Source organism: Streptomyces sp. NPDC020747 (assembly GCF_044334695.1).
Taxonomy (GTDB): Bacteria; Actinomycetota; Actinomycetes; order Streptomycetales; family Streptomycetaceae; genus Streptomyces.
In genome coordinates this window covers 119418-137952 of sequence record NZ_JBIRTJ010000015.1, presented here as the reverse complement: position 1 = coordinate 137952, position 18535 = coordinate 119418, and the positions used below count along the sequence as shown (strand labels likewise).

Annotated in this window: 21 protein-coding genes and 2 pseudogenes; 12 read left to right on the top strand and 11 right to left on the bottom strand. The window is 71.2% G+C overall.

Translation table 11 applies throughout. The features are described from left to right. Positions 1-390: a BlaI/MecI/CopY family transcriptional regulator gene (locus tag ACH4YP_RS34430; RefSeq protein ID WP_398494756.1), complete on the bottom strand. Its 390-nt coding sequence runs from the start codon at positions 388-390 to the stop codon at positions 1-3. A gap of 253 nt (positions 391-643) precedes the next feature. Between ACH4YP_RS34430 and ACH4YP_RS34425 the strand changes: the two genes are divergently transcribed. From ACH4YP_RS34425 to ACH4YP_RS34415, 3 genes are all read left to right on the top strand, one after another. Next, positions 644-1219 (top strand): TerD family protein, encoded by a 576-nt coding sequence (locus ACH4YP_RS34425; RefSeq protein WP_361055848.1) that lies wholly within the window; start codon positions 644-646, stop codon positions 1217-1219. A 104-nt stretch (positions 1220-1323) separates the two neighbouring features. Continuing rightward, positions 1324-1956: a hypothetical protein gene (locus ACH4YP_RS34420; RefSeq protein ID WP_398494754.1), complete on the top strand. Its 633-nt coding sequence runs from the start codon at positions 1324-1326 to the stop codon at positions 1954-1956. Between the two features lie 101 nt (positions 1957-2057). Next, positions 2058-2351, top strand: coding sequence for a twin-arginine translocase TatA/TatE family subunit (locus tag ACH4YP_RS34415; RefSeq protein WP_361055854.1), 294 nt, complete (start codon positions 2058-2060; stop codon positions 2349-2351). Between the two features lie 15 nt (positions 2352-2366). On the opposite strand, the gene ACH4YP_RS34410 is transcribed toward ACH4YP_RS34415, so the two are convergent. From ACH4YP_RS34410 to ACH4YP_RS34385, 6 genes are all read right to left on the bottom strand, one after another. Further along, a complete protein-coding gene (locus ACH4YP_RS34410) occupies positions 2367-3413 on the bottom strand; it encodes an alpha/beta hydrolase (RefSeq protein WP_398494752.1) in 1047 nt (348 codons plus the stop codon). A gap of 29 nt (positions 3414-3442) precedes the next feature. Next, complete coding sequence (locus ACH4YP_RS34405) at positions 3443-4216, bottom strand: ABC transporter permease subunit (protein WP_398494750.1); 774 nt, start codon at positions 4214-4216, stop codon at positions 3443-3445. Next, positions 4216-5157 carry an ABC transporter ATP-binding protein gene (locus ACH4YP_RS34400; protein WP_398494748.1) on the bottom strand — a complete coding sequence of 314 codons (942 nt, stop codon included), beginning with the start codon at positions 5155-5157 and terminating at the stop codon, positions 4216-4218. The genes ACH4YP_RS34405 and ACH4YP_RS34400 overlap by 1 nt, the downstream gene beginning before the upstream one ends. Positions 5158-5233: 76 nt before the next feature. Beyond that, on the bottom strand, positions 5234-5902 hold the full coding sequence (locus tag ACH4YP_RS34395) for a response regulator (protein WP_398494746.1): 669 nt from the start codon (positions 5900-5902) through the stop codon (positions 5234-5236). Beyond that, a complete protein-coding gene (locus ACH4YP_RS34390) occupies positions 5899-7167 on the bottom strand; it encodes a sensor histidine kinase (protein ID WP_361055867.1) in 1269 nt (422 codons plus the stop codon). Before ACH4YP_RS34390 ends, ACH4YP_RS34395 begins: the two co-directional genes overlap by 4 nt. 79 nt (positions 7168-7246) lie before the next feature. Next, positions 7247-8032 carry a LysR substrate-binding domain-containing protein gene (locus ACH4YP_RS34385; RefSeq protein ID WP_361055870.1) on the bottom strand — a complete coding sequence of 262 codons (786 nt, stop codon included), beginning with the start codon at positions 8030-8032 and terminating at the stop codon, positions 7247-7249. A gap of 37 nt (positions 8033-8069) precedes the next feature. Between ACH4YP_RS34385 and ACH4YP_RS34380 the strand changes: the two genes are divergently transcribed. The 3 genes from ACH4YP_RS34380 to ACH4YP_RS34370 all read left to right on the top strand — a co-directional run bounded on the left by ACH4YP_RS34380 (position 8070) and on the right by ACH4YP_RS34370 (position 10440). Then, positions 8070-8495, top strand: a complete 426-nt coding sequence (locus ACH4YP_RS34380) for a DUF5997 family protein (RefSeq protein ID WP_361055873.1) — start codon at positions 8070-8072, stop codon at positions 8493-8495. Between the two features lie 61 nt (positions 8496-8556). Next, positions 8557-9264 carry an AAA family ATPase gene (locus tag ACH4YP_RS34375; protein WP_361055876.1) on the top strand — a complete coding sequence of 236 codons (708 nt, stop codon included), beginning with the start codon at positions 8557-8559 and terminating at the stop codon, positions 9262-9264. A 147-nt stretch (positions 9265-9411) separates the two neighbouring features. Continuing rightward, positions 9412-10440: an LLM class flavin-dependent oxidoreductase gene (locus ACH4YP_RS34370; protein ID WP_361055879.1), complete on the top strand. Its 1029-nt coding sequence runs from the start codon at positions 9412-9414 to the stop codon at positions 10438-10440. 68 nt (positions 10441-10508) lie between these two features. On the opposite strand, the gene ACH4YP_RS34365 is transcribed toward ACH4YP_RS34370, so the two are convergent. Next, a complete protein-coding gene (locus ACH4YP_RS34365) occupies positions 10509-10817 on the bottom strand; it encodes a GNAT family N-acetyltransferase (protein WP_361055882.1) in 309 nt (102 codons plus the stop codon). A gap of 162 nt (positions 10818-10979) precedes the next feature. On the opposite strand from ACH4YP_RS34365, the gene ACH4YP_RS34360 reads away from it, so the two are divergent. Continuing rightward, a complete protein-coding gene (locus ACH4YP_RS34360) occupies positions 10980-11789 on the top strand; it encodes an SAM-dependent methyltransferase (protein WP_361055885.1) in 810 nt (269 codons plus the stop codon). A gap of 71 nt (positions 11790-11860) precedes the next feature. Here ACH4YP_RS34360 and ACH4YP_RS34355 read toward each other — a convergent pair whose 3' ends face one another. Beyond that, positions 11861-12658: a VOC family protein gene (locus ACH4YP_RS34355; protein ID WP_361055887.1), complete on the bottom strand. Its 798-nt coding sequence runs from the start codon at positions 12656-12658 to the stop codon at positions 11861-11863. 400 nt (positions 12659-13058) lie between these two features. Here ACH4YP_RS34355 and ACH4YP_RS34350 point away from each other — a divergent pair, with 400 nt between their 5' ends. The 5 genes and pseudogenes from ACH4YP_RS34350 to ACH4YP_RS34330 all read left to right on the top strand — a co-directional run bounded on the left by ACH4YP_RS34350 (position 13059) and on the right by ACH4YP_RS34330 (position 16799). Beyond that, complete coding sequence (locus tag ACH4YP_RS34350; protein ID WP_361055890.1) at positions 13059-13733, top strand: response regulator transcription factor; 675 nt, start codon at positions 13059-13061, stop codon at positions 13731-13733. A gap of 8 nt (positions 13734-13741) precedes the next feature. Continuing rightward, entirely contained in the window at positions 13742-15418 is a 1677-nt protein-coding gene (locus tag ACH4YP_RS34345; protein WP_398494742.1) for an ATP-binding protein, read from the top strand. A gap of 73 nt (positions 15419-15491) precedes the next feature. Then, positions 15492-15659, top strand: a pseudogene (locus ACH4YP_RS34340) (Atu4866 domain-containing protein); the annotation flags it as partial. Between the two features lie 211 nt (positions 15660-15870). Then, positions 15871-16434, top strand: a complete 564-nt coding sequence (locus ACH4YP_RS34335) for a hypothetical protein (RefSeq protein WP_398494741.1) — start codon at positions 15871-15873, stop codon at positions 16432-16434. A 143-nt stretch (positions 16435-16577) separates the two neighbouring features. Continuing rightward, positions 16578-16799, top strand: a complete 222-nt coding sequence (locus ACH4YP_RS34330) for a hypothetical protein (RefSeq protein ID WP_361055898.1) — start codon at positions 16578-16580, stop codon at positions 16797-16799. A gap of 29 nt (positions 16800-16828) precedes the next feature. Here the strand turns inward: ACH4YP_RS34330 and ACH4YP_RS34325 are convergent. Together ACH4YP_RS34325 and ACH4YP_RS34320 are read right to left on the bottom strand one after the other, a co-directional pair. Then, positions 16829-17504 (bottom strand): annotated as a pseudogene (locus tag ACH4YP_RS34325) (ATP-binding protein); the annotation flags it as partial. 41 nt (positions 17505-17545) lie between these two features. Beyond that, on the bottom strand, positions 17546-18322 hold the full coding sequence (locus ACH4YP_RS34320; protein WP_398494739.1) for a hypothetical protein: 777 nt from the start codon (positions 18320-18322) through the stop codon (positions 17546-17548). Between the last annotated feature and the right edge of the window lie 213 nt (positions 18323-18535).

Genomic DNA, 18535 nt, shown 5'->3' with positions numbered 1-18535 from the left:
TCAGTCTTCCCTCTCCGTGTCGGGCTGCCCGAGCAGTTCACGCAGCAGCCGCTCGTCGTCCGGCAACAGCGCGGTGACGAAGCTGGCCAGCACCGCCTCCCGGTCCGGTTCGCCGTCCAGCACCTTGCGCATCTTCCGCGCGGCGAGCCCCGCCTCGTCCGACGCGGGTGTCCAAGCGAACGACCGTCCCGCGCGCTCCCGGGTCACCGCGCCCTTGGCCAGCAGCCTGGTGAGGATAGTGATCACGGTCGTATAGGCGAGATCCCCGCCGAGGCGGTCCTGCACCCAGCCCGCCGTCGCCGGTCCGTCCGCCTCCCGCAAGGCCGACAGGACCTGCACCTCCAGCTCACCCTGCCCCCGCCGCCGGGGACGCCGCCGGTGATCCGTCACGCCCTGTCTCCCTTCCGCTGCCGCGCACTTCACGGGCGGTCCATCGTATAGAGATCCGCTCGCGCTTCTCTCGCCGGCGAATCGCCCTCCGAACCGCACCTGCGAACCGCTCCTCCGAACCCCTCCTTCGTTCCGGCCGGCCTCGCGACCGAGTGCAACCGACCCACCCCCCATATTTCTACAGTGATGTAGATTTATTTGCGGGTTCAGACACGGACCCGGCACCGCACAACCGAGGATGAAGGAGAGCAGCGTGGGAGTTTCCCTGGCCAAAGGCGGCAATGTCTCGCTCAGCAAGGAGGCTCCGGGCCTGACCGCGGTCCTGGTCGGCCTGGGCTGGGACGTCCGTACGACGACGGGCACCGACTACGACCTCGACGCGTCCGCGCTGCTGCTGAACGAGGCCGGAAAGGTCTCCTCCGACACGCAGTTCGTCTTCTACAACAACCTCACCAGCCCGGACGGCTCTGTCGAGCACACCGGTGACAACCTCACCGGTGAGGGCGAGGGCGACGACGAGGTCATCAAGGTGAACCTCGCCGGTGTGCCCGCCGAGGTCACCCGGATCGTCTTCCCGGTGTCCATCCACGACGCCGAGAACCGCGGCCAGAGCTTCGGCCAGGTCCGTGGCGCCTTCATCCGGATCGTCAACCAGGCCGGTGGCGCCGAGATCGCCCGCTACGACCTGTCCGAGGACGCCGCCACCGAGACCGCGATGGTCTTCGGCGAGCTGTACCGCAACGGCGCGGAGTGGAAGTTCCGTGCCGTGGGCCAGGGTTACGCGTCCGGTCTGGCCGGAATCGCCTCCGACTTCGGCGTCGGCGTCTGAGACAGCGGCTCCCTCCATCCGTATCCACGGGCCCGCCCCCTTCACCGAGGGCGGGCCCGTCAGCCGCCCGCACCTCCATCGTCCGAGTCACCCAGGGAGACCACTTGGCAGGCCCGCCCCGCCTTCGCCCGGAGGACCGAGCGGACTTCGAGGACGTACTTCGCCGGGCGCTGAGCACGACGGACATCCGTACGGCGCTGCTCGCCGACCCCACGAGCGCGGCCGCCACGCGGCTGCGCGCCCAGGCGCTGCGGGCCGTGGACGAGATCACGGCCGCGGCAGGTGACGAGTACCGGGAGTACCTCGCCGCGCGTTCGACCGTGGAGCACGGCCGAGAGTCCCGGACGAGCGTGGAGGACAACCGGCAGTCCCGGCCGGCCTCTCCCGGAGCCTTGTTGCCCGCCCTCGCCACGCTCACTCCGCCGATCGCCGCCACGGCGGCGGCGGTCCTGCTCGTGGTCGGGTACAGCCTCCGGCTCGCCGACACGCAGGGCCCGATGGGCGGTTCGCTCGTCACCGCCGGCTGGGTGTTCGCGCTCATCGCGGCCGCGAGCACCCTGGCCGGGCTGACCGCCCTGCTGTGCACCGCGTTGCGCACCCGCCCCCGCCGCAGCGACCGGACCGGGGCGTCGGCCCGTAACCTGCACCACGCCCGTGCGAGGTGGCAGCGGGCACTGCTGGAGCGCGGCGTCCTGCCCTACCTCCGCCGGCAGCTTGCCGCCACCCGCTTCGACTGACTCCCCCCGCACCGAGCCCTCCGCCACCGCACACCGCACCACCCCGTCCCCGTAGTGCCTGCGCCCCGACCGGCCCGGGCAGAGAAGAAGACAGGACCCGAATGTTCGGACTGAGTGAAGTCGCCATCATCCTCGTCGTCGTCATCCTCGTCCTCGCCGCCAAGAAGCTCCCCGATCTGGCCCGCTCGGCAGGCAAGTCGGCCCGCATCCTCAAGGCCGAGGCCACGGCGACGAAGGACGAGCCGGAGGGGACGGACGGGCATACGGCTCCCCGTGTCATCCCGGGCGAGACCGTCGGCCCTCAGCACGGCGCCGCTCCCACCGACCCCGTCCGGCACTCCGCGACGCCCGACCCCACGCAGCCGGACTCCGGCGGGACTCGTCCGCGGGACTGAAGCAACACGTCACAGTCACCGGTCCCGGACGCCCAGGGCACGCAGCAGCATGGGGAGCGAGCGGTACAGCTCACGCTTCCAGTACGGCGGTGAGTGCGTCCCGGCGTAGAAGTGGGTGGTCACCGGAGTCCCGACGGACGCCAGGCGGGTGGCCAGGGACCGGGACTGGCGTTGCATGAGGGTCTCCGTGGGGGAGATCGCGTCCTCGGGGAACGGGTCGGCGGGGTCCTCAAGACCCGGGATCTCCACGTCCGGTGGTGTTCCGGGCGGGTCGAGGACGCCTGCTGTGCCGTCGCCGCCGGAGAGGTGGACCGGAGTGGTGCGCAGCCGGTCGGCCAGGTAATAGGGGTCGTGGGCCTGCCAGTTGGCCCGTCGGTCGACCGGATCGCCCCACAGCGCCGTCCAGTCCAGGCCCAGGTACGTCATCGCGGCCCGCACCGCATGCGGATGCCGCAGTGGATGCACAAAACCGCTGAAGCTCGCCACCGCCCGGAACAGCCCTCGATGGCGTGCCGCGTAGGAGAGGGCGCCGAATCCGCCCTGCGACTCCCCCGCGGCCACGCGCCGGACGCCCGCTCCGTAGCGGCGCTCCAGCAGAGGGCGTACCTCCCTGAGGTGGAAGGTCTCGACCGCCGGCGGGCCACCCTCGCCGCGGTTGAACCAGTCGCTGTAGAAGCCGAACAACGGCATCTCCGGCATCACGACCAGTACGTCCCGCAGGCCGGGCAGTTGCTGAAGACGGGCATCGTAATCCTCGGTCCAGGCCTTGTAGTTGCCGTCGCCGCCGACCAGCAGGTACAGGGTCGGCCAGGTCTCGCCGGGCCGTCGCCGGTCCCAGCCGTCCGGGGTCAGCAGCCGGACCTTCGCGGTGCTGCCCAGCGCGGGCGAGTCCACCGTGAGATCGACCAGGCGCTCACCGGCTGCCTCCTCGGCGACGATCCGGGCGCCGTTCGGGGCGGAAGCGGTCGCCTCCGCACCCGTGGCGGACACTGCCGCCAGCAGCAGGAGATCGACGACCACCAGGGCGAGCAGGGCGCGTAGACGAGCGGCGCTCCATGGCATGAGCGTTCCTCCGTTCCTGTCCGCTCCTGTCAGACATCGCGGCCTCGCAGCGCCCCGGTCGCGAGCAGGAGCAGCGCCGTCGTGTAGCCCGCCACCAGCAGCAGGGACAGCCAGGGGCCGAGGCTGCCGACGGTTTCGGCGGTCGCGTCCGAGGTCTGGATCAGCTTCTCCAGGGCGCTCGTCGGGGAGACGCCCGCGACCCAGCGCTGGGCGTCTTCGAAGAGCGGGCCGAGGAGAGAGGGCAGGAGCAACACGCCGATGACGGTGGTGACGGCTCCCGCGGAGTGGCGTACGAGGGTGCCGACCGCGAGGCCGAGGAGCCCGGCGACGGCGAAGGACGCGGCGATACCGAACAGGGCAGGCAGCGGCTCGCCCCGGGCATAGCGGCCGTTGTCGAGCATCGCCCCGCCGATCAGGTAGGCGAGGGTGCAGGAGACGAGGGCCAACACGTACATCAGGGCCGCGATCAGGGTGGCCTTCGCGGCGAGCACGGTGGCGCGGCGCGGGTTGGCTGCGAAGGTGGTGCGGACGGTGCCGCTGCCGTACTCACCCGTGATGAGCAGGGCACCGACCACCGCGGCCAGCATCTGAGCGGGGACGGACGCGGTGAGGCTGCCGCCGAGCACGGTGTCGTCCGGCTGCAGGCTCTCGGTCGCCGCGACGAACACCGCACCCAGCACGGGTACGACGGCGGTCGCGAGGGTCGTCCAGACCGTGGAGCGCACGCTGTGGAACTTGATCCACTCATGGGCGAGGGCCTGCGGGAAACCGGCCCGGGCGGTGGTGCGGGTCGTGGTCGCCATCAGACTGTCTCCTTGCGCCCGCGAACCGCGCTCGTCCGGTCCTTCGTCCGGTACTCGGCCGAGTCCTGGGACAGGGCCGTGTAGACCTCCTCCAACGAGGAGTGGGCGGGGGTGAGTTCATGGATCGCGAGGCCGTGCTCGCGGGCCAGGTCGCCGATGGCCGCGGCGTCCGGACCGTCCACCCGCCAGCCGCCCCGCGCGTCGAGACGGACGTCGGCGCCCTTCGCCTCCAGCAGGCCCCGCAGCTTCTCGGGTTCCGGGGAGCGGACGAGCGTATGGGCGCGGGAGTTGGTCTCGATGAAGTCGCGCATCGTGGTGTCGGCGAGGAGCCGGCCGCGTCCGATGACGATCAGATGCTCGGCGGTCAGCTCCATCTCGCTCATCAGATGGCTGGAGAGGAAGACCGTACGGCCCTGCGCGGCAAGGGACTTCATCAGACCGCGGATCCAGCGGATGCCCTCGGTGTCAAGGCCGTTCACCGGCTCGTCGAGGATCAGCACCTCCGGATCACCGAGCAACGCGGCGGCGATACCGAGCCGTTGGCCCATGCCGAGCGAGAAGCCGCTGAACCGGCGCCCCGCGACCTCGGTCAGACCGGTCAGGTCCAGTACCTCGTCGACGCGGCGGAGCGGGATGCGGTTGCTCGCGGCGAGCCCGGCCAGGTGCCGGTACGCCGAACGGCCGCCGTGCGCGCCCTTCGCGTCCAGCAGCGAGCCGACGGAGCACAGGGGCGCGGGCAGTTCGGCGTAGGGCTTGCCGCCGACGGTGACGCTGCCCGAAGTGGGTGCGTCCAGGCCGAGGATCAGTCGCATGGTGGTGGATTTTCCGGCGCCGTTGGGGCCGAGGAAGCCGGTCACCCGGCCGGGCCGGACCGTGAAGGACAGCTGGTCGACGGCGGTCTTGTCGCCGTACCTCTTGGTGAGTTCGCGTGCCTCGATCATGCCTTCGACGGTAGGGAGCGGCGACGCCCCGGACATCCGCCGCCGGGAGTCGGCCGCTACTCCCGCGGGAGTACCCTCACCGCTCCCCCGCCCGGACCAGCCCGGTCTCGTACGCCAGCACCACCAGCTGGGCCCGGTCGCGCACTCGCAGCTTGGTCATCGCCCGGCTGACGTGGGTCTTCGCGGTCAACGGGCTCATGATCAGCCGTCGGCCGATCTCCTCGTTGCTCAGTCCGGCCGCGACCAGGGCCATCACCTCGCGCTCCCGGTCGGTGAGCGCGGCCAGCCGCTCGGCACCGGCCGCCTCGGGGGCCTTCAGCCGGGCGAACTCCTCGACGACGGACCGCGTGACCGCGGGCGCGAGGAGGCTCTGTCCGGCCGCGACCGTACGGATCGCCGCGCGCAGCCCGTCCGGCTCGATGTCCTTGAGCAGAAAGCCCGCGGCGCCGTGCCGCAGCGCCTCGAAGACATACGCGTCGACCTGGTAGGTGGTGAGCATGACGACACGTACCGCGTCGAGGGTGCTGTCGGCGGCGATGCGGCGGGTGGCCTCGATGCCGTCGACGCCGGGCATCCTGATGTCCATCAGCACCACGTCCGGCCGGGTCAGCCGGACCGCTTCGACGGCCTGTGTCCCGTCGGCCGCCTCCGCGACCACGACCAGGTCGTCGGTCAGGTCCAGCAGGGCCCGGAAGCCGGCCCGTACGACGGTCTGGTCGTCGGCGAGCACCACGCGCACGGTCATGGCCGCCCTCCACGGAGTGCCTCGGCCGGAAGCACGACCGGGAGTACGGCCCGTACCCGGAAGCCGCCGCCGGACACCGGACCGTACTCGACGCTTCCGCCGACCGCGGCGGCCCGCTCCCGCATGCCGACGAGCCCGAAGCCTCTGGCCGACGGTTGTACCGGTTCCGGAGCCGGAGCCGGAGCCGGTGGTCCGAACTGCGACGGCGGTTCGGTCCGCGAGGGTGGTTCGCTCCGTGAAGGGGGTCCGTCGTCCACGATCTCCACGCACAGCCGGTCGCCGTGCCGGGCGACCGAGACCGCCGCGTGCCGTGCGCCGGAGTGCTTGGCCACATTGGTCAGCGCCTCCTGCACGATGCGGTACGCCGCCAGCTCCACCATCGGCGAGAGACCGCCCGCCGTGCCGTCGTGGCGCAGTGCCGCGTCCACGCCGCTGTCGGTGAACCGGCCGACCAGTTCGGGCAGTTGGGCGAGTCCGGGAGCGGGCGCGGTGGACTCGCGGTCGTGGTCGCGCAGCACGGTGACGGTGGCCCGCAGTTCTCCCACGGCCTCCTTGCCCGAGTCGCGTACCTGCCGCATCGCCCGCCGGGAGACCTCGGGGCGGGTGTCGAGTGCGTCGAGGGCCACTCCGGCCTGCACCGTCATCGCGGTCACCGTGTGCGCGACGATGTCGTGCAGTTCGCGGGCGATGCGCAGCCGCTCCTCGTGCACCCGGCGTGCCGCCTCCCGCTCCCGCTCCTCCTCCGCGCGGACGGCCCGGGCCGCGTACTCGTCCATCAACTGCCGCCGCGTACGGATGACTTCACCGAGGAGCAGGGGCACCAGCGGCCAGATCATCTCCAGCACGGGCAGCCCCTGCGGGTTGGCCACGTCACGCCCCACCCGCAGCGCGACCGTGCCCGAGACCAGGGAGGCGACGAGCCCGGTCAACAGGGTGCGCCGCCGGTCGCCCAGTACCGCGACGGTGTAGAGGGCGACGATCACCGGAAGGTTGAGCAGCTCCCCGATGTGCCCGTACAGCGCCCAGCCCGCGCAGGCGGCGCCCGTGACGACCGCGACCTGGACCGGCCACCGCCGGCGCCACACGAGTGCGGTCAGGGAGACCGCGAGCAGCAGCCAGGTGAGCCCGTCCGCCTGCTGGTAGTCGGGGTCGTTGGACGCGGCGTCGGGCGCCGTGAACAGGCCGACCACTGCGACCACCAGCAGATCCGCGGTCAGCGGCGACAGGGATCGCGCCCGCTCCACCAGTCCGTCGAAGCTCGTCACGTCATCACCGTATGGGCCGGAACACACCGGCGCATACGCCGCCGGGAGTAGCCCGCGAGACTCGTGAGTCCCGCAGTCGCTAGGACCGCCGGCGGGGCTTTCCGCGCTTCGTTCCCTTGGGGGCGCCGCCGGAGCCGGTCCGTGGGCTCCTGCCGGTCGGCTTGCCCGTTGCCCTGCCCGCGGCGGGTTTCCGACGGGCGGCGCTTGTGTCCGGCTTGTCGGAGCCCTTGCTCTTCGGCTCGGGCTGGGCCGCCGAACGGCCCCGGGAGCTGTTGACGGTCCGGCCGCGGACGATGCCGATGAAGTCCTCGACGAGGTCCGTGGTCCGGTCCTCCGGCCAGGACAGGGCGACGCGCGACTCTGGGGCGTCGGTGACCGGCCGGTAGGTGAGGTCCTTGCGGTGGTGGAGGCGGGCGAGCGACTGCGGGAGCACCAGGAGTCCCACTCCCGCCGCCACGAGCTCGATGGCGTCCTCCGTGGTCGCGGGGCGCTCGATCGCGGGGCGGCCCGGCAGGTGCTCCCAGTCGAGGGTGTCGTCCAGGGGGTGCAGCACGATGTCGTCCGCCAGGTCCTCGGCCATCACCTCGTCGACGGCCGCCACGACATGGTCCTTGGGGACCACGACCACGGTCGTCTCGGTGTAGAGGGGGATCGCGCTGAGGTCAGTACGGTCGACCGGCAGCCGTACGAATCCGGCGTCGGCGTCGCCGCCCCGCAGCACGTCGAAGGCCTCGGCGACGGACACCGCGAGGAGGGTGAGGGGGACGTCGGGCCGCCGCTCGTTCCAGATCCGCACCCACTTGCTGGGCGTCACTCCCGGGACATACGCGAGCCGGAACGAAGGGGAATCTTCCGAGCCTGTCACCTGGCCAGGTTACCCGGCGTGGTCGGCGGTGGTTCACATGCTCGATACCCTGGACACCATGACGTCGCACCAGAACACCCAGACGATGAAGCCCGCGACCGCGGCCAAGAAACTGGGTGTGTACCTCGAGGCCACCCCCGCCGAGTTCCAGGAGGGTGTCGTCTCGCGCTCCGAGCTGACCGCCCTGCAGGCAGATCCCCCTCAGTGGCTGCAGGACCTGCGGAGCAACGGCCCGCACCCCCGTCCGGTCGTCGCGGCGAAGCTCGGCGTCTCCATCGCGGGGCTCGCACGCGGCGGTGTCACGGAGGCCCTCACCACGGAGCAGATCGAGGCGCTGAAGAGCGAGCTTCCCGAGTGGCTCCAGAAGGAGCGCGCCACCCAGGCCGAGGTCCGCAAGGAAACAGTTCGTATCAAGGACAAGAACGCGGAGCGCGACGCCAAGGGCGACCAGCCGCATCAGTAGCGGTCCTCGGACCGCCCCGGACTCCTCGAACCACCGCGGCGCGCTGTGGAAGACTCGACCCGTGATCATCGAACGCGCGTACGCACACGTAGCTTCGCACGACGAGAACGCCTGGCCCTGGTCCGTGCCCTGTGTGCGCGGGCTGCTGGCCGACGGGATTCGGTTCACGGCACCGGTGACCTTCGTCGTCGGTGAGAACGGCTCGGGCAAGTCGACCCTGGTCGAGGCGCTGGCCGAGGGGTTCGGTCTGGACTCCTGGGGCGGCTCGCACAACTGGAAGTACGCGAGTCCCCGGGCCAAGTCGGTGCTCGGCGAGCGGGTCCGCTTCGACGCGACGACGCGCGGGCGGCGCATGCTCAGCAGTTGGTCGGCCCGCAAGGGGTTCTTCCTGCGGGCGGAGACGGCTCTGGACGCGCTGAACCGGGAGGGGCTCTCGCCGGATTCGGTCAGTCACGGCGAGGGCTTCCTCGCTGCGTTCCGCGGGAAGTTCCTGGAGCCCGGGCTGTATGTACTGGACGAGCCGGAGGCGGCGCTGTCGTTCGGCTCGTGCCTCGAACTGCTCGGCCATTTCGACCAGTTGACGAAACAGGGCGGGCAGGTCGTCTGCGCCACGCACTCGCCGCTGCTGACCGCGCTGCCGGGTGCGGACATCATCGAGGTCGGCGACCACGGGATGCGCCGGGTGGCCTGGCAGGATCTCGCCCTGGTCGACCACTGGCGCCGCTATCTCGCCGACCCGCACGCCTATCTCCGGCACATCCTCGGCTGACGTCGGCCGCTCTCGGCCGAGGCCGGCCCGCGACCGAGGTCAGCCCCCGTGCGCACCCCCGCGATCGCGGCCGCCAGTGATCGCCTGCCAGAATGGCGATCAGCGCAGGCGTTCGACAGAACCCGCCCCGGACGACGGAGGAGCCCCGTGCCGCTGCCCTCACAACCGTTGCGGAAGCTGGGGTTCTTGACCATCGGGTTGTTCGACGAGGCCGACCCCCGCAAGGGCCACGAGTCCACGCTGGAGATCATCCAGCTCGGTGAGCGCCTGGGCTTCGACAGCGCGTGGCTGCGCCACCGCCATCTCCAGTACGGCATCTCCTCCCCCGTGGCCGTCCTGGCCGCGGCCTCGCAGCGCACCACCCGCATCGAGCTCGGCACCGCGGTCACCCCGCTGGGCTGGGAGAACCCGCTGCGGCTGGCCGAGGACCTGGCCACCGTCGACATCCTGTCCGGCGGCCGGCTCAATCCCGGCATCAGCGTCGGCCCGCCGATGCACTACGACCAGGTCAAGCAGGCGCTGTATCCGGACACCGCAGACACCGAGGACTTCGGGTACGAACGGGTGGCCCGGCTGCTGGACCTCGTACGCGGCAAACCGGCCACGGACTTCAGCGGGGTCGAGGGCTTCGAAACGTTCTCCGACCGGGTTCAGCCGCAAGCTCCCGGTCTGGGCCGCCGTCTCTGGTACGGCGGAGGAAGCCTGCGGTCGGCCCAGTGGGCCGGTGAGCACGCGATGAACTTCCTGACCAGCAGCGTCGTCAAGGCGGAGGAGTCCGAGGACTTCGCCGAGGTCCAGCTGTCCCACGTACGCGCCTTCCGTGCCCATCACCCCGACGGGGACCGTGCCCGGGTCTCCCAGGGGCTCGTCGTCGTCCCGACCGACAGCGCCTCACCGGAGCAGCGGGCGAGGTACGAGGCGTACGCGGAGAAGCGGCTGCCGCGGACCGCCGTGCCACAGGGGCCGGCCCGCCTGATGTTCGCGCCGGACCTCGTCGGCACCTCCGCCCAGATCGCCGAACGGCTCTACGCGCACGCGGCGTTCCGGGAGATCGACGAGGTGGCGTTCGCGCTGCCCTTCACCTTCGAGCACGACGACTACGTGCAGATCCTCACCGACATCGCCACCCGGCTGGGCCCGGCACTCGGCTGGCAGGCGTCGGCCCAGCACGGATAGAGGGCTCGTCGGGCAGAGGGCCCGCGCGGCTCATCGACCGTTCGGCGTGTCCGGCGTGTGCGGCGGATTCAGTCGCTGACCTTGCTGCGCGCCTGGTACAGCAGGTCTCCGTACGCGGGGTGGCGGGCGATCCAGCCCGCGTAGAAGGGGCAGGTGGCCAGCACCCGCAGGCCCGCCGCGCGTGCCTCGTCCAGGGACGCCCGGACCAGCGCGGACCCGACGCCCTTGCCCTCGCACTCCGGGCTCACCTCGGTGTGGACGAACGCGATCAGCTGCTCGGTACGGATGTACTCCGCGAAGCCGGCGACCGTCGGCGCCCCGTCGAGCCGGGCCTCGTACCGACGCGCCTCGGGTACGTCGGTGACCTCGATCGCCATGTCTCCTCCTCGAACCCCGTCGATGCGGTGCACGACACTAACCCACAATGGCCAAAACCCGTACGGTCCGCCCGAGTTGCCTCCGGACCGCGGACGCGCGGGCGGATCGTTCGGCTAAGTTGACGTTCGATTGCCGAACAACGATCCGCAGGAGGCCCTCTCGTGACAGACCACGAACCCGAACTCGCCGCAGCTGCCGAGATACGGGCCCGGATCGACACGGACAAGCCGCACTCCGCGCGCTTCTGGAACTACTTCGTGGGCGGCAAGGACCACTACGAGGTGGACCGTGAGATCGGGGACCACATCAAGGAGATCTTCCCCGGGCTGGTCGACGTGGCGCGCACGAGCCGTCACTTCCTCGGGCGCGCTGTGAAGCACCTCGCGGGCGAGCAGGGCATCCGGCAGTTCCTGGACATCGGCACCGGTCTGCCGACCGCCGACAACACCCACGAGGTCGCCCAGCGCGTGGCGCCGGACGCACGCATCGTGTACGTCGACAACGACCCCCTGGTCCTCGCCCACGCCCGCGCCCTGCTCACCAGCACCCCCGAGGGCGAGACGGCGTACCTCGACGCCAATCTGTACGAGCCCGAGGCCGTCCTCAAGGCGGCGGCGCACACGCTGGACCTCTCCAAGCCGGTCGCCCTGATGGTCCTCAACACGCTCGGCCACGTCGCCGAGTACGACCAGGCCCGGGATCTGATCTCACGCCTCATGTCCGGTCTGCCGTCGGGCAGTTACCTGGTGATCAGCGACAGCACCGCCACCAGCGAGGGCATGATCGCCGCGTCGGACGCGTACAACTCCAGTGGCGCCGTCCCGTACTACGTGCGCGGTGTCGACGAGATCGCCGGGTTCTTCGACGGGCTGGAGCTGGTCGATCCCGGCGTCGTGCAGGTCACCCAGTGGCGTCCGGAGGCCGCCGGTTCGGTGGTCGACGCCTATGGCGGGGTGGGCCGCAAGCCGTAGCGGGTCGTCACGGTCGGGCCCGTCTCGGAACGGGCCCGGCCTCGCCGGTGCGGCCCGGTGTGCGCCCGCGCTCAGGACACGTCGGTCACCTTCGGCATCTCGCCCTCGGTCGTGGTCACGTCGATCACGGAGAACGACGCGCCCTGCGGGTCGCTGAGCGCCGCGAACCGCCCGAAGGGGCTGCTCATCGGGCCGAACCGCAGGATCGCGCCACGTTCGGTCGCCTTCGCCACGGCGGCGTCGCAGTCCTCGACCGTGAAGTAGACGTTGACGTAGGACGGCACCTCGGGCGGGAACTCGTCCGTCATCTTCATCCGGCCCAGGACCGTCTCCTCGCCGAGGTTGAAGATCCTGAAGTCGAAGGTGTCGTCCTCCATCTGCTGCGCGCGGTAGGGGAAGACGGCGGTGAAGAAGGGATCCGCCTTCTCGGGCTCCCTGGTGAAGACCTCGCCCCAGCAGTAGGCGCCCGGCACGGCCGTCGCCTCGAAGCCCTCGTGGACGCCGGCCTGCCACACGCCGAAGACGGCGCCGCTCGGCTCCTGGGCCAGCAGCATGGTGCCGAAGTCGCCGACCTTCATCGGTTCCATCAGGACCTGGCCGCCGTTGGCCCGTACCTTCTCGGCGGTGGCGGCGGCATCCGGCGACGCGAGGTACAGACACCACGCCGACTGGCCCTCCGCGCCGGGCATGGGCGGCACGACCGCGGCCACCGCCTTGCCGTCCGCGTAGGCCTGTGTGTAGTTCCCGAACTCCGACGACGCCTCGCCGAACGTCCACCCCAGCACGTCACCGTAGAAGCTCTTGGCGCCCTCGACATCGCTGAACATCGCGTCGGCCCAGCACGGTGTTCCCTCAGGTTGTACGGCCATGGCACTGACTCCCTCGTCATTGAAGGCTCTGACCTGCCACGCTAGCCAGCCGTCGGCCGACGCGCGCGGCGAGCACCAGGAGATACATGACGCGGGTCGCTTTTGCGCGCCGACGACGTTCTGTGACCGCCTCGGCCCAAGAAGCACACTGTGAGCGTTCTCGGCCTGACGGGAGTGGTCTCCGCGACCGGTTGCGGCCGGTTGTGACCCATGTTCCGGCACGGGCTGGTGCGGCGTATCGCGCTCCCCGCGCCGCACGCGCCCGCGCCGGAACTCCCCCGGGCGGCTCCCCCTTGAACCGTGGGTGCCTACTGTTCTACCTTCGCCACATGGTCGGGGCATCAACGCCCGCTCACCAGCGACACAACGTGCGGGCGGCAGTTGGGCCGGGTGATGACGAGTGCGTCCACACCTCGCGTTGATCGAGGACGATCCCGACTTCGCACTGATGTGCCGTACCTATCTGGAGCGTGAGGGTTTCACCGTCACGTGGGCCATGGACGCCCGGGCCGGCAAGGCCGTCCTGCACGACGGCGGCATCGATCTCGTCGTCCTCGACCTGGGACTTCCCGACGGCAGCGGTCTCGAACTGCTGCGGGCGCTGCGCTCCACCAGTCGACTTCCGGTCATAGTTGTCAGCGGTCGCGGAGAGGAGACGGACCGGGTGGCGGGCCTGGAGATCGGCGCGGACGACTACGTCGTCAAGCCGTTCTCGCAGCGGGAGCTCGTGGCCCGTATCGGCGCCGTCCTGCGCCGGTGCCGGCCGCCCGAGCTGCCGGCCGTCCTCGACGTCGGGACGCTGCGCGTCGACACCGCCGCGCGCCGGGCGAGCGGGACGGGTGTCCTGCTGAACCTGCGCCCCAAGGAGTACGCCCTCCTGGAGGCACTCGCGCGCTCCCCCGGCCGGGTCTTCTCCGCCGAGCAGCTGCTGGAGCTGATCTGGGGAGCGTCCTGGCAGCAGTCCGCGACCGTCATCGAGCACGTGTACCGGCTGCGCGGCAAACTCTCCCGACTCCCGGCGCCCGCACCGCGGATCACCACGGTGCGCGGCTACGGATACCGTCTCGATCCGTGAGGGCCGCCATGTCCACGAGCCGTCCGTCCAGCACCCCGCAGCCGGTCCCGGACTTCCGGCGCCTGTTCGACTCCGCGCTCTCCCCGCTGCTCGTCCTCGCCCCGGACTTCACGATCGTCGAGGTCAACCGCGCCTATCTGACGGCAACGGGCACCCGGCGGAGCATTGTCGGGCGCCCCGTCTTCGCCGTGTTCCCCGACAATCCCGAGGACCCGTCGGCCGACGGCGTCACCAACCTGCGCCGCTCGCTGGAGACGGTGGTGAGCACGGGCCGCACGGACACGATGGCGCTGCAGCGGTACGACATCCCGACGGGCGGCGAGGGCGGTTTCGCCGAGCGCTACTGGAGCCCGGTCAACACACCGGTCCTGGACGCCGACAACCGGGTCACGCACATCATCCACCGGGTCGAGGACGTCACCGAGTTCGTACGGCTCCGCCGGGCCGGGCACGAACGCGAACGGGCCGCCGCCGAGGCGCAGCTGCGCGCCGAGGGCATGGAGATCGATCTGTTCGTCCGTGCCCGGGAGATCCGGGAGGTCAACGAGCAGTTGCGCCGGGTGAACGGTGAACTCGACGCCGCCGGGCGGCAGTTGCAGGAGGAACAGCGGGCCAAGGACCGGTTCATCGCCACGCTCTCGCACGAGCTGCGCAATCCGCTGGCCGCCGCCACCGCGGCGACCGAGCTGCTGGCTCTCGACCTGCCCGGCGGCCATCCGGCGCTCTCCGTCCTGGAACGGCAGCTCGGCATCCTGGCCCGGATGAGCAACGACCTGCTGGACGGCACGCGCGCGTTGACCGGCCGTCTGGAGCTGGTGCCCGAGCGGATGGATCTGAGGTCGGCCGTCGAGAGCGCCTGCGCCGACATGCGTGGTCTGTTCGGCCACGAGGGACGGACCCTCGCCATCCGGCTGCCCGACGGACCCGTGCTCGTCGACGGTGACCGGCTGCGGCTGGCCCAGGTGCTGACGAACCTGTTGTCGAACGCGCTCAAGTACACGCTGCCGGGCGGCCGTACGGACGTCTGCCTGTCGTCCGTGGACGGGCAGTCGCGGCTCACGGTCAGGGACGACGGGATCGGTTTCGACCCCGGGCAGGCCGAGGAACTGTTCGGGGTGTTCATGCGGGCCGCCCCCGCCGGGCCGCACACTCCCGAGGGGCTCGGACTCGGGCTCGCGGTGGCCCGGACCATCGTCGAACTCCACGGCGGCCGGATCTCCGCGCACAGCGACGGGCCGGGCAAGGGCGCCTCGTTCGGCGTGCTGCTGCCGACGGCCGCCTCGGACGCCCCACAGCCGGCCCGCCCCGCGGCCACCGGCCGTGCGCAGCGGCAGTTGGTCGTCCTCATCGTCGAGGACAACACGGACCTGGCCGCGACCTACCGCACGCTGCTGGAGCGCCAGGGGCACCACGTCACGGTCGTCCACACGGGCGCGGACGCCGTCACGGCCACCGAGGCCAACCTCTTCGACGTCGTGCTGTGCGATCTCGGGCTGCCCGACATGGACGGCTACACGGTCGCCCGTACCGTACGGTCCCGTCCGCACGGCGCCGGGCTGCGCCTGATCGCGGTCTCGGGCTTCAGCCGGGGCACCGACCGGGCGCTGGCCCACGAGGCGGGATTCGACGCCCACCTGGCCAAGCCGCTGCCGCTCGCGGAGCTGCTGGACCTGCTGGAGCGCTGACCCTGGGTGTACGGCACCCAGGAGGCGTCCACCTGGGAGGACGGCGGCCTGGTCGGCCCGCGCCGACGAGGCCCGCGGCGACGAAGCCCGCGGCGAGCGGCGGAGCGCGTACACCGGCAGTTACACCGTGACCGGCAGCCACATCGACTACGTCGACGACATCGGTTTCACCGCCACGGGCGATGTCCGCGACGGGGTGCTGTACCACGAGCACCTGGTGCTCTACCGCGGGGCGACCTGACCGGTTCCGGATCGGCTGTTCCGGCGCCGCCGTACCCCGACGGCGGTACGGGCCGGCCCTCGGGGAGGCAGGCGCGTACTGAGGAAAAGCGCAGGTCGGCGCCCTGACGGGCGAGCGATTGGAGCCTACGGTCGGCGCCTGATCGGTTGCGGTGCGTTGTCGGGTTTCACACGGTGGGCCCCAGATACAGCCGTACTCGAAAGGAACCGGTATGCGCGCCCTGGTATCCCGCGGGCTCCTGCTCCCGCCCCTCGTCTGTGCCGCTCTCGTCTGCGGGCCGGTCGCCACGGCCACCGCCGTCTCCGACGTGTCCACGGGGTCCGTGGGCAGCCCCGTCGCGGTGGCCCCGCTCTCCGTCGACGTGGCCGACGTGACGCTGGAGCGGATCCACGCCCTGGAGGCGGTGGATCACGGAGACGTCCTGACGCCTCTCCTGGACGCGCTCACCCCCCTCGCCGACCGGGGGCACGGCCCGCTCGACGCGGCCGAGGCGGCCGAACACGGCGAGGCCGTCACGGAGGCGACCGCGTCCGTCGAGGAGCGGCTGGAGAACATGGCCCTTCCCGCCGACCGGGCCGCGGCCGATCCGGTGTCGGACGCGGTGGCGGGACTTCAGGAAGCACTCGGCGGGCTGCTCTCGGCTCTGACCTCCCTCGACGTGGGCGGAGTGGTCGCCGAGGTGCCGAAGGTGCTGTCGAACGTGCTCGGCGTGCTGACGGGGCTCCTCGGCGGTGGGCTGCCCGCTCTGCCGAGCCTCCCGGCACCGACGGAGTAGCCGTACACCGGTGGGGTGCGCCGCGGAGAAGCGCGCACCCCACCGGGGCGACAACCGGTCGGGGCGGACGGGGGCCTGTGGGCTCGCCCGGATCGGCGGGGCGCACGAGCTGTCGAAAGCGCCTCGGCGGGTACCCGTACGTCATGACCGATGTCGTGGACTCCGATGAACTCCTGCGCCGTATCCAGCGTGCTCGGGCCTGGGCCGAGCGTGAGGAGGAAACGTGGAAGGCGCGGAGCGACGGCCTCAGGCGGGGCGATCCCGGCGGCTCACGTGACGCCGATGTGCGGGGGCAGGCCTATGAGGCCGTACGCAAAGTGCTGGACGAGATTCTGACCCCGGGCGTGCATGCCGTGGACGGCTGAAGGAGCCGGCGCACCGGCTCTCCCGACGCTCAGTCACATGAGGGGCGACGGCCGTCCGATCGTGTGGGCCGTTCCCGGCTCCGTGCGCTCAGGGCCTCGTCGTCGGCTTGTGCGGGAACTGATCGACTGTTGCGCGGGACGTATGTGTCACCCCTGAGGCGACGCAGAGGCGTCACGCGGATCCTGACCTCCGGGTGCTTGGTGGTGTTCATGGGGCAACACTGCGCCATGGGTGCAGGAGCAACCAGATCACTGTTGTGGGCAGGACCGCGGATCCTGGTACCGGAACCACCAGTCAACGGGTGCCGAAGCACCGGTCGGTGGGCGTCGGGGAGTCTCGGAGTGAAGACCGACCCGGTGCCGGGTTCGCCGGCGACCGTCACGGTACCGCCGTGGGCCGTGACGAGTTGACGCACGATCGACAGACCCGGGCCGCTGCCGCCGGTGCGTCGGCTGCGGGACTTCTCCGCCCGCCAGAACCGTTCGAAGACGCTGGGCAGACAGCCCACCGACGGTCCGTCGCACACCACCTCGTGCCGTACGGGATCCACGGCGATCCCGGCGTCCGCCGCGGCGCAGGACTGTGCGGATGCGGGCCATCAGTTCGCGCGGGCTGTACGGCTTGGTCACGTAGTCGTCCGCGCCGAGTTCGAGGCCGGGCAGCACGTCCTCCTCCGTGGAGCGTGCGGTGAGCATGAGGACGGGGATGTCCGGCAATTCCCGTGGTGCTGGTCCGGTGGCCCGGGTCAGCGTCTGAGTGCGGCCGCGTAGCCCATGACGACCACGGGATCGCTGTCGGGGTCGAGGGCGCGCAGGAGTTCCTTCATGTGCCCCTTCCGGAGGCTGACGCAGGCCTGTGTGGGGCCGTCGTGGTCGACGTGCAGCCAGACGCCGCCGCCCCGGCCGGCTCCGAGGGGACGGGTCCAGTCCAGCGGTGTGGTGCCGGCCCGGCGGTTGTAGTTGATGGCGATCACGTAGTCGAACGAGCCGGCCAGGGGCTCGCCCTCGAAGCCCGTGCCGCCGATCCTGAAGTCGCCGGACTGGTCGTACGGGAGGCTCGTGCCCGGGTCGGGGCGCAGGCCGCCCGCGTCCGTGAGCGCGTAGACGCCAATGGGTGAGCGGAGGTCTCCCGCCCGGTGGTGGCCGGTCCAGCCCCTGAGGGCGTTGTGCGCGGGCCAGGTGGTCCCGGCCTGCCAGCCGGACGCCGTGCGCTCGTACAGCACCGCGGTGGAGGTCGACGAGTTCTTGCCCCGGCCCGTCACCACCAGGGCCTGACGGGTCTTCGGCGGGACCTTGGCCCACGTCTTCGAGCCCAGCCCGGGCAGTTGCTGGGGCGCCACGCTCAGGGCTACGCGGGGTGCGGGCTCCGGTGACGCTCCCGCACCGCCGTTCACCGTTGTCGTGCCGGGCCTCTGATCCGACGTCGCCACCGCTCCTCCTCCGCAGCCGACGAGGACGAGGACGAGCGAGGCGGCCAGGACGGCGACGGGGCGGCGCACGGCACCGTGTGTGGGTGTGCTCATGTGTCGACCTTGACCGGTACGTGTGAGGAACTCGTCAGGTCCGTTCGACGGGTGACGCAGAATCACTCGGGTGCACTCCTGCCCCATCTTCGAAACATTCGCGAGCGAAGGCGACTGTTGTGCGGAATGTAGGCAGAGCACGGCCACTCGGCAAGGGAACCGACGAGACCCGTGTGGCGCCCCGACCAACTTGAGCCATCCAGAATCAGCGCC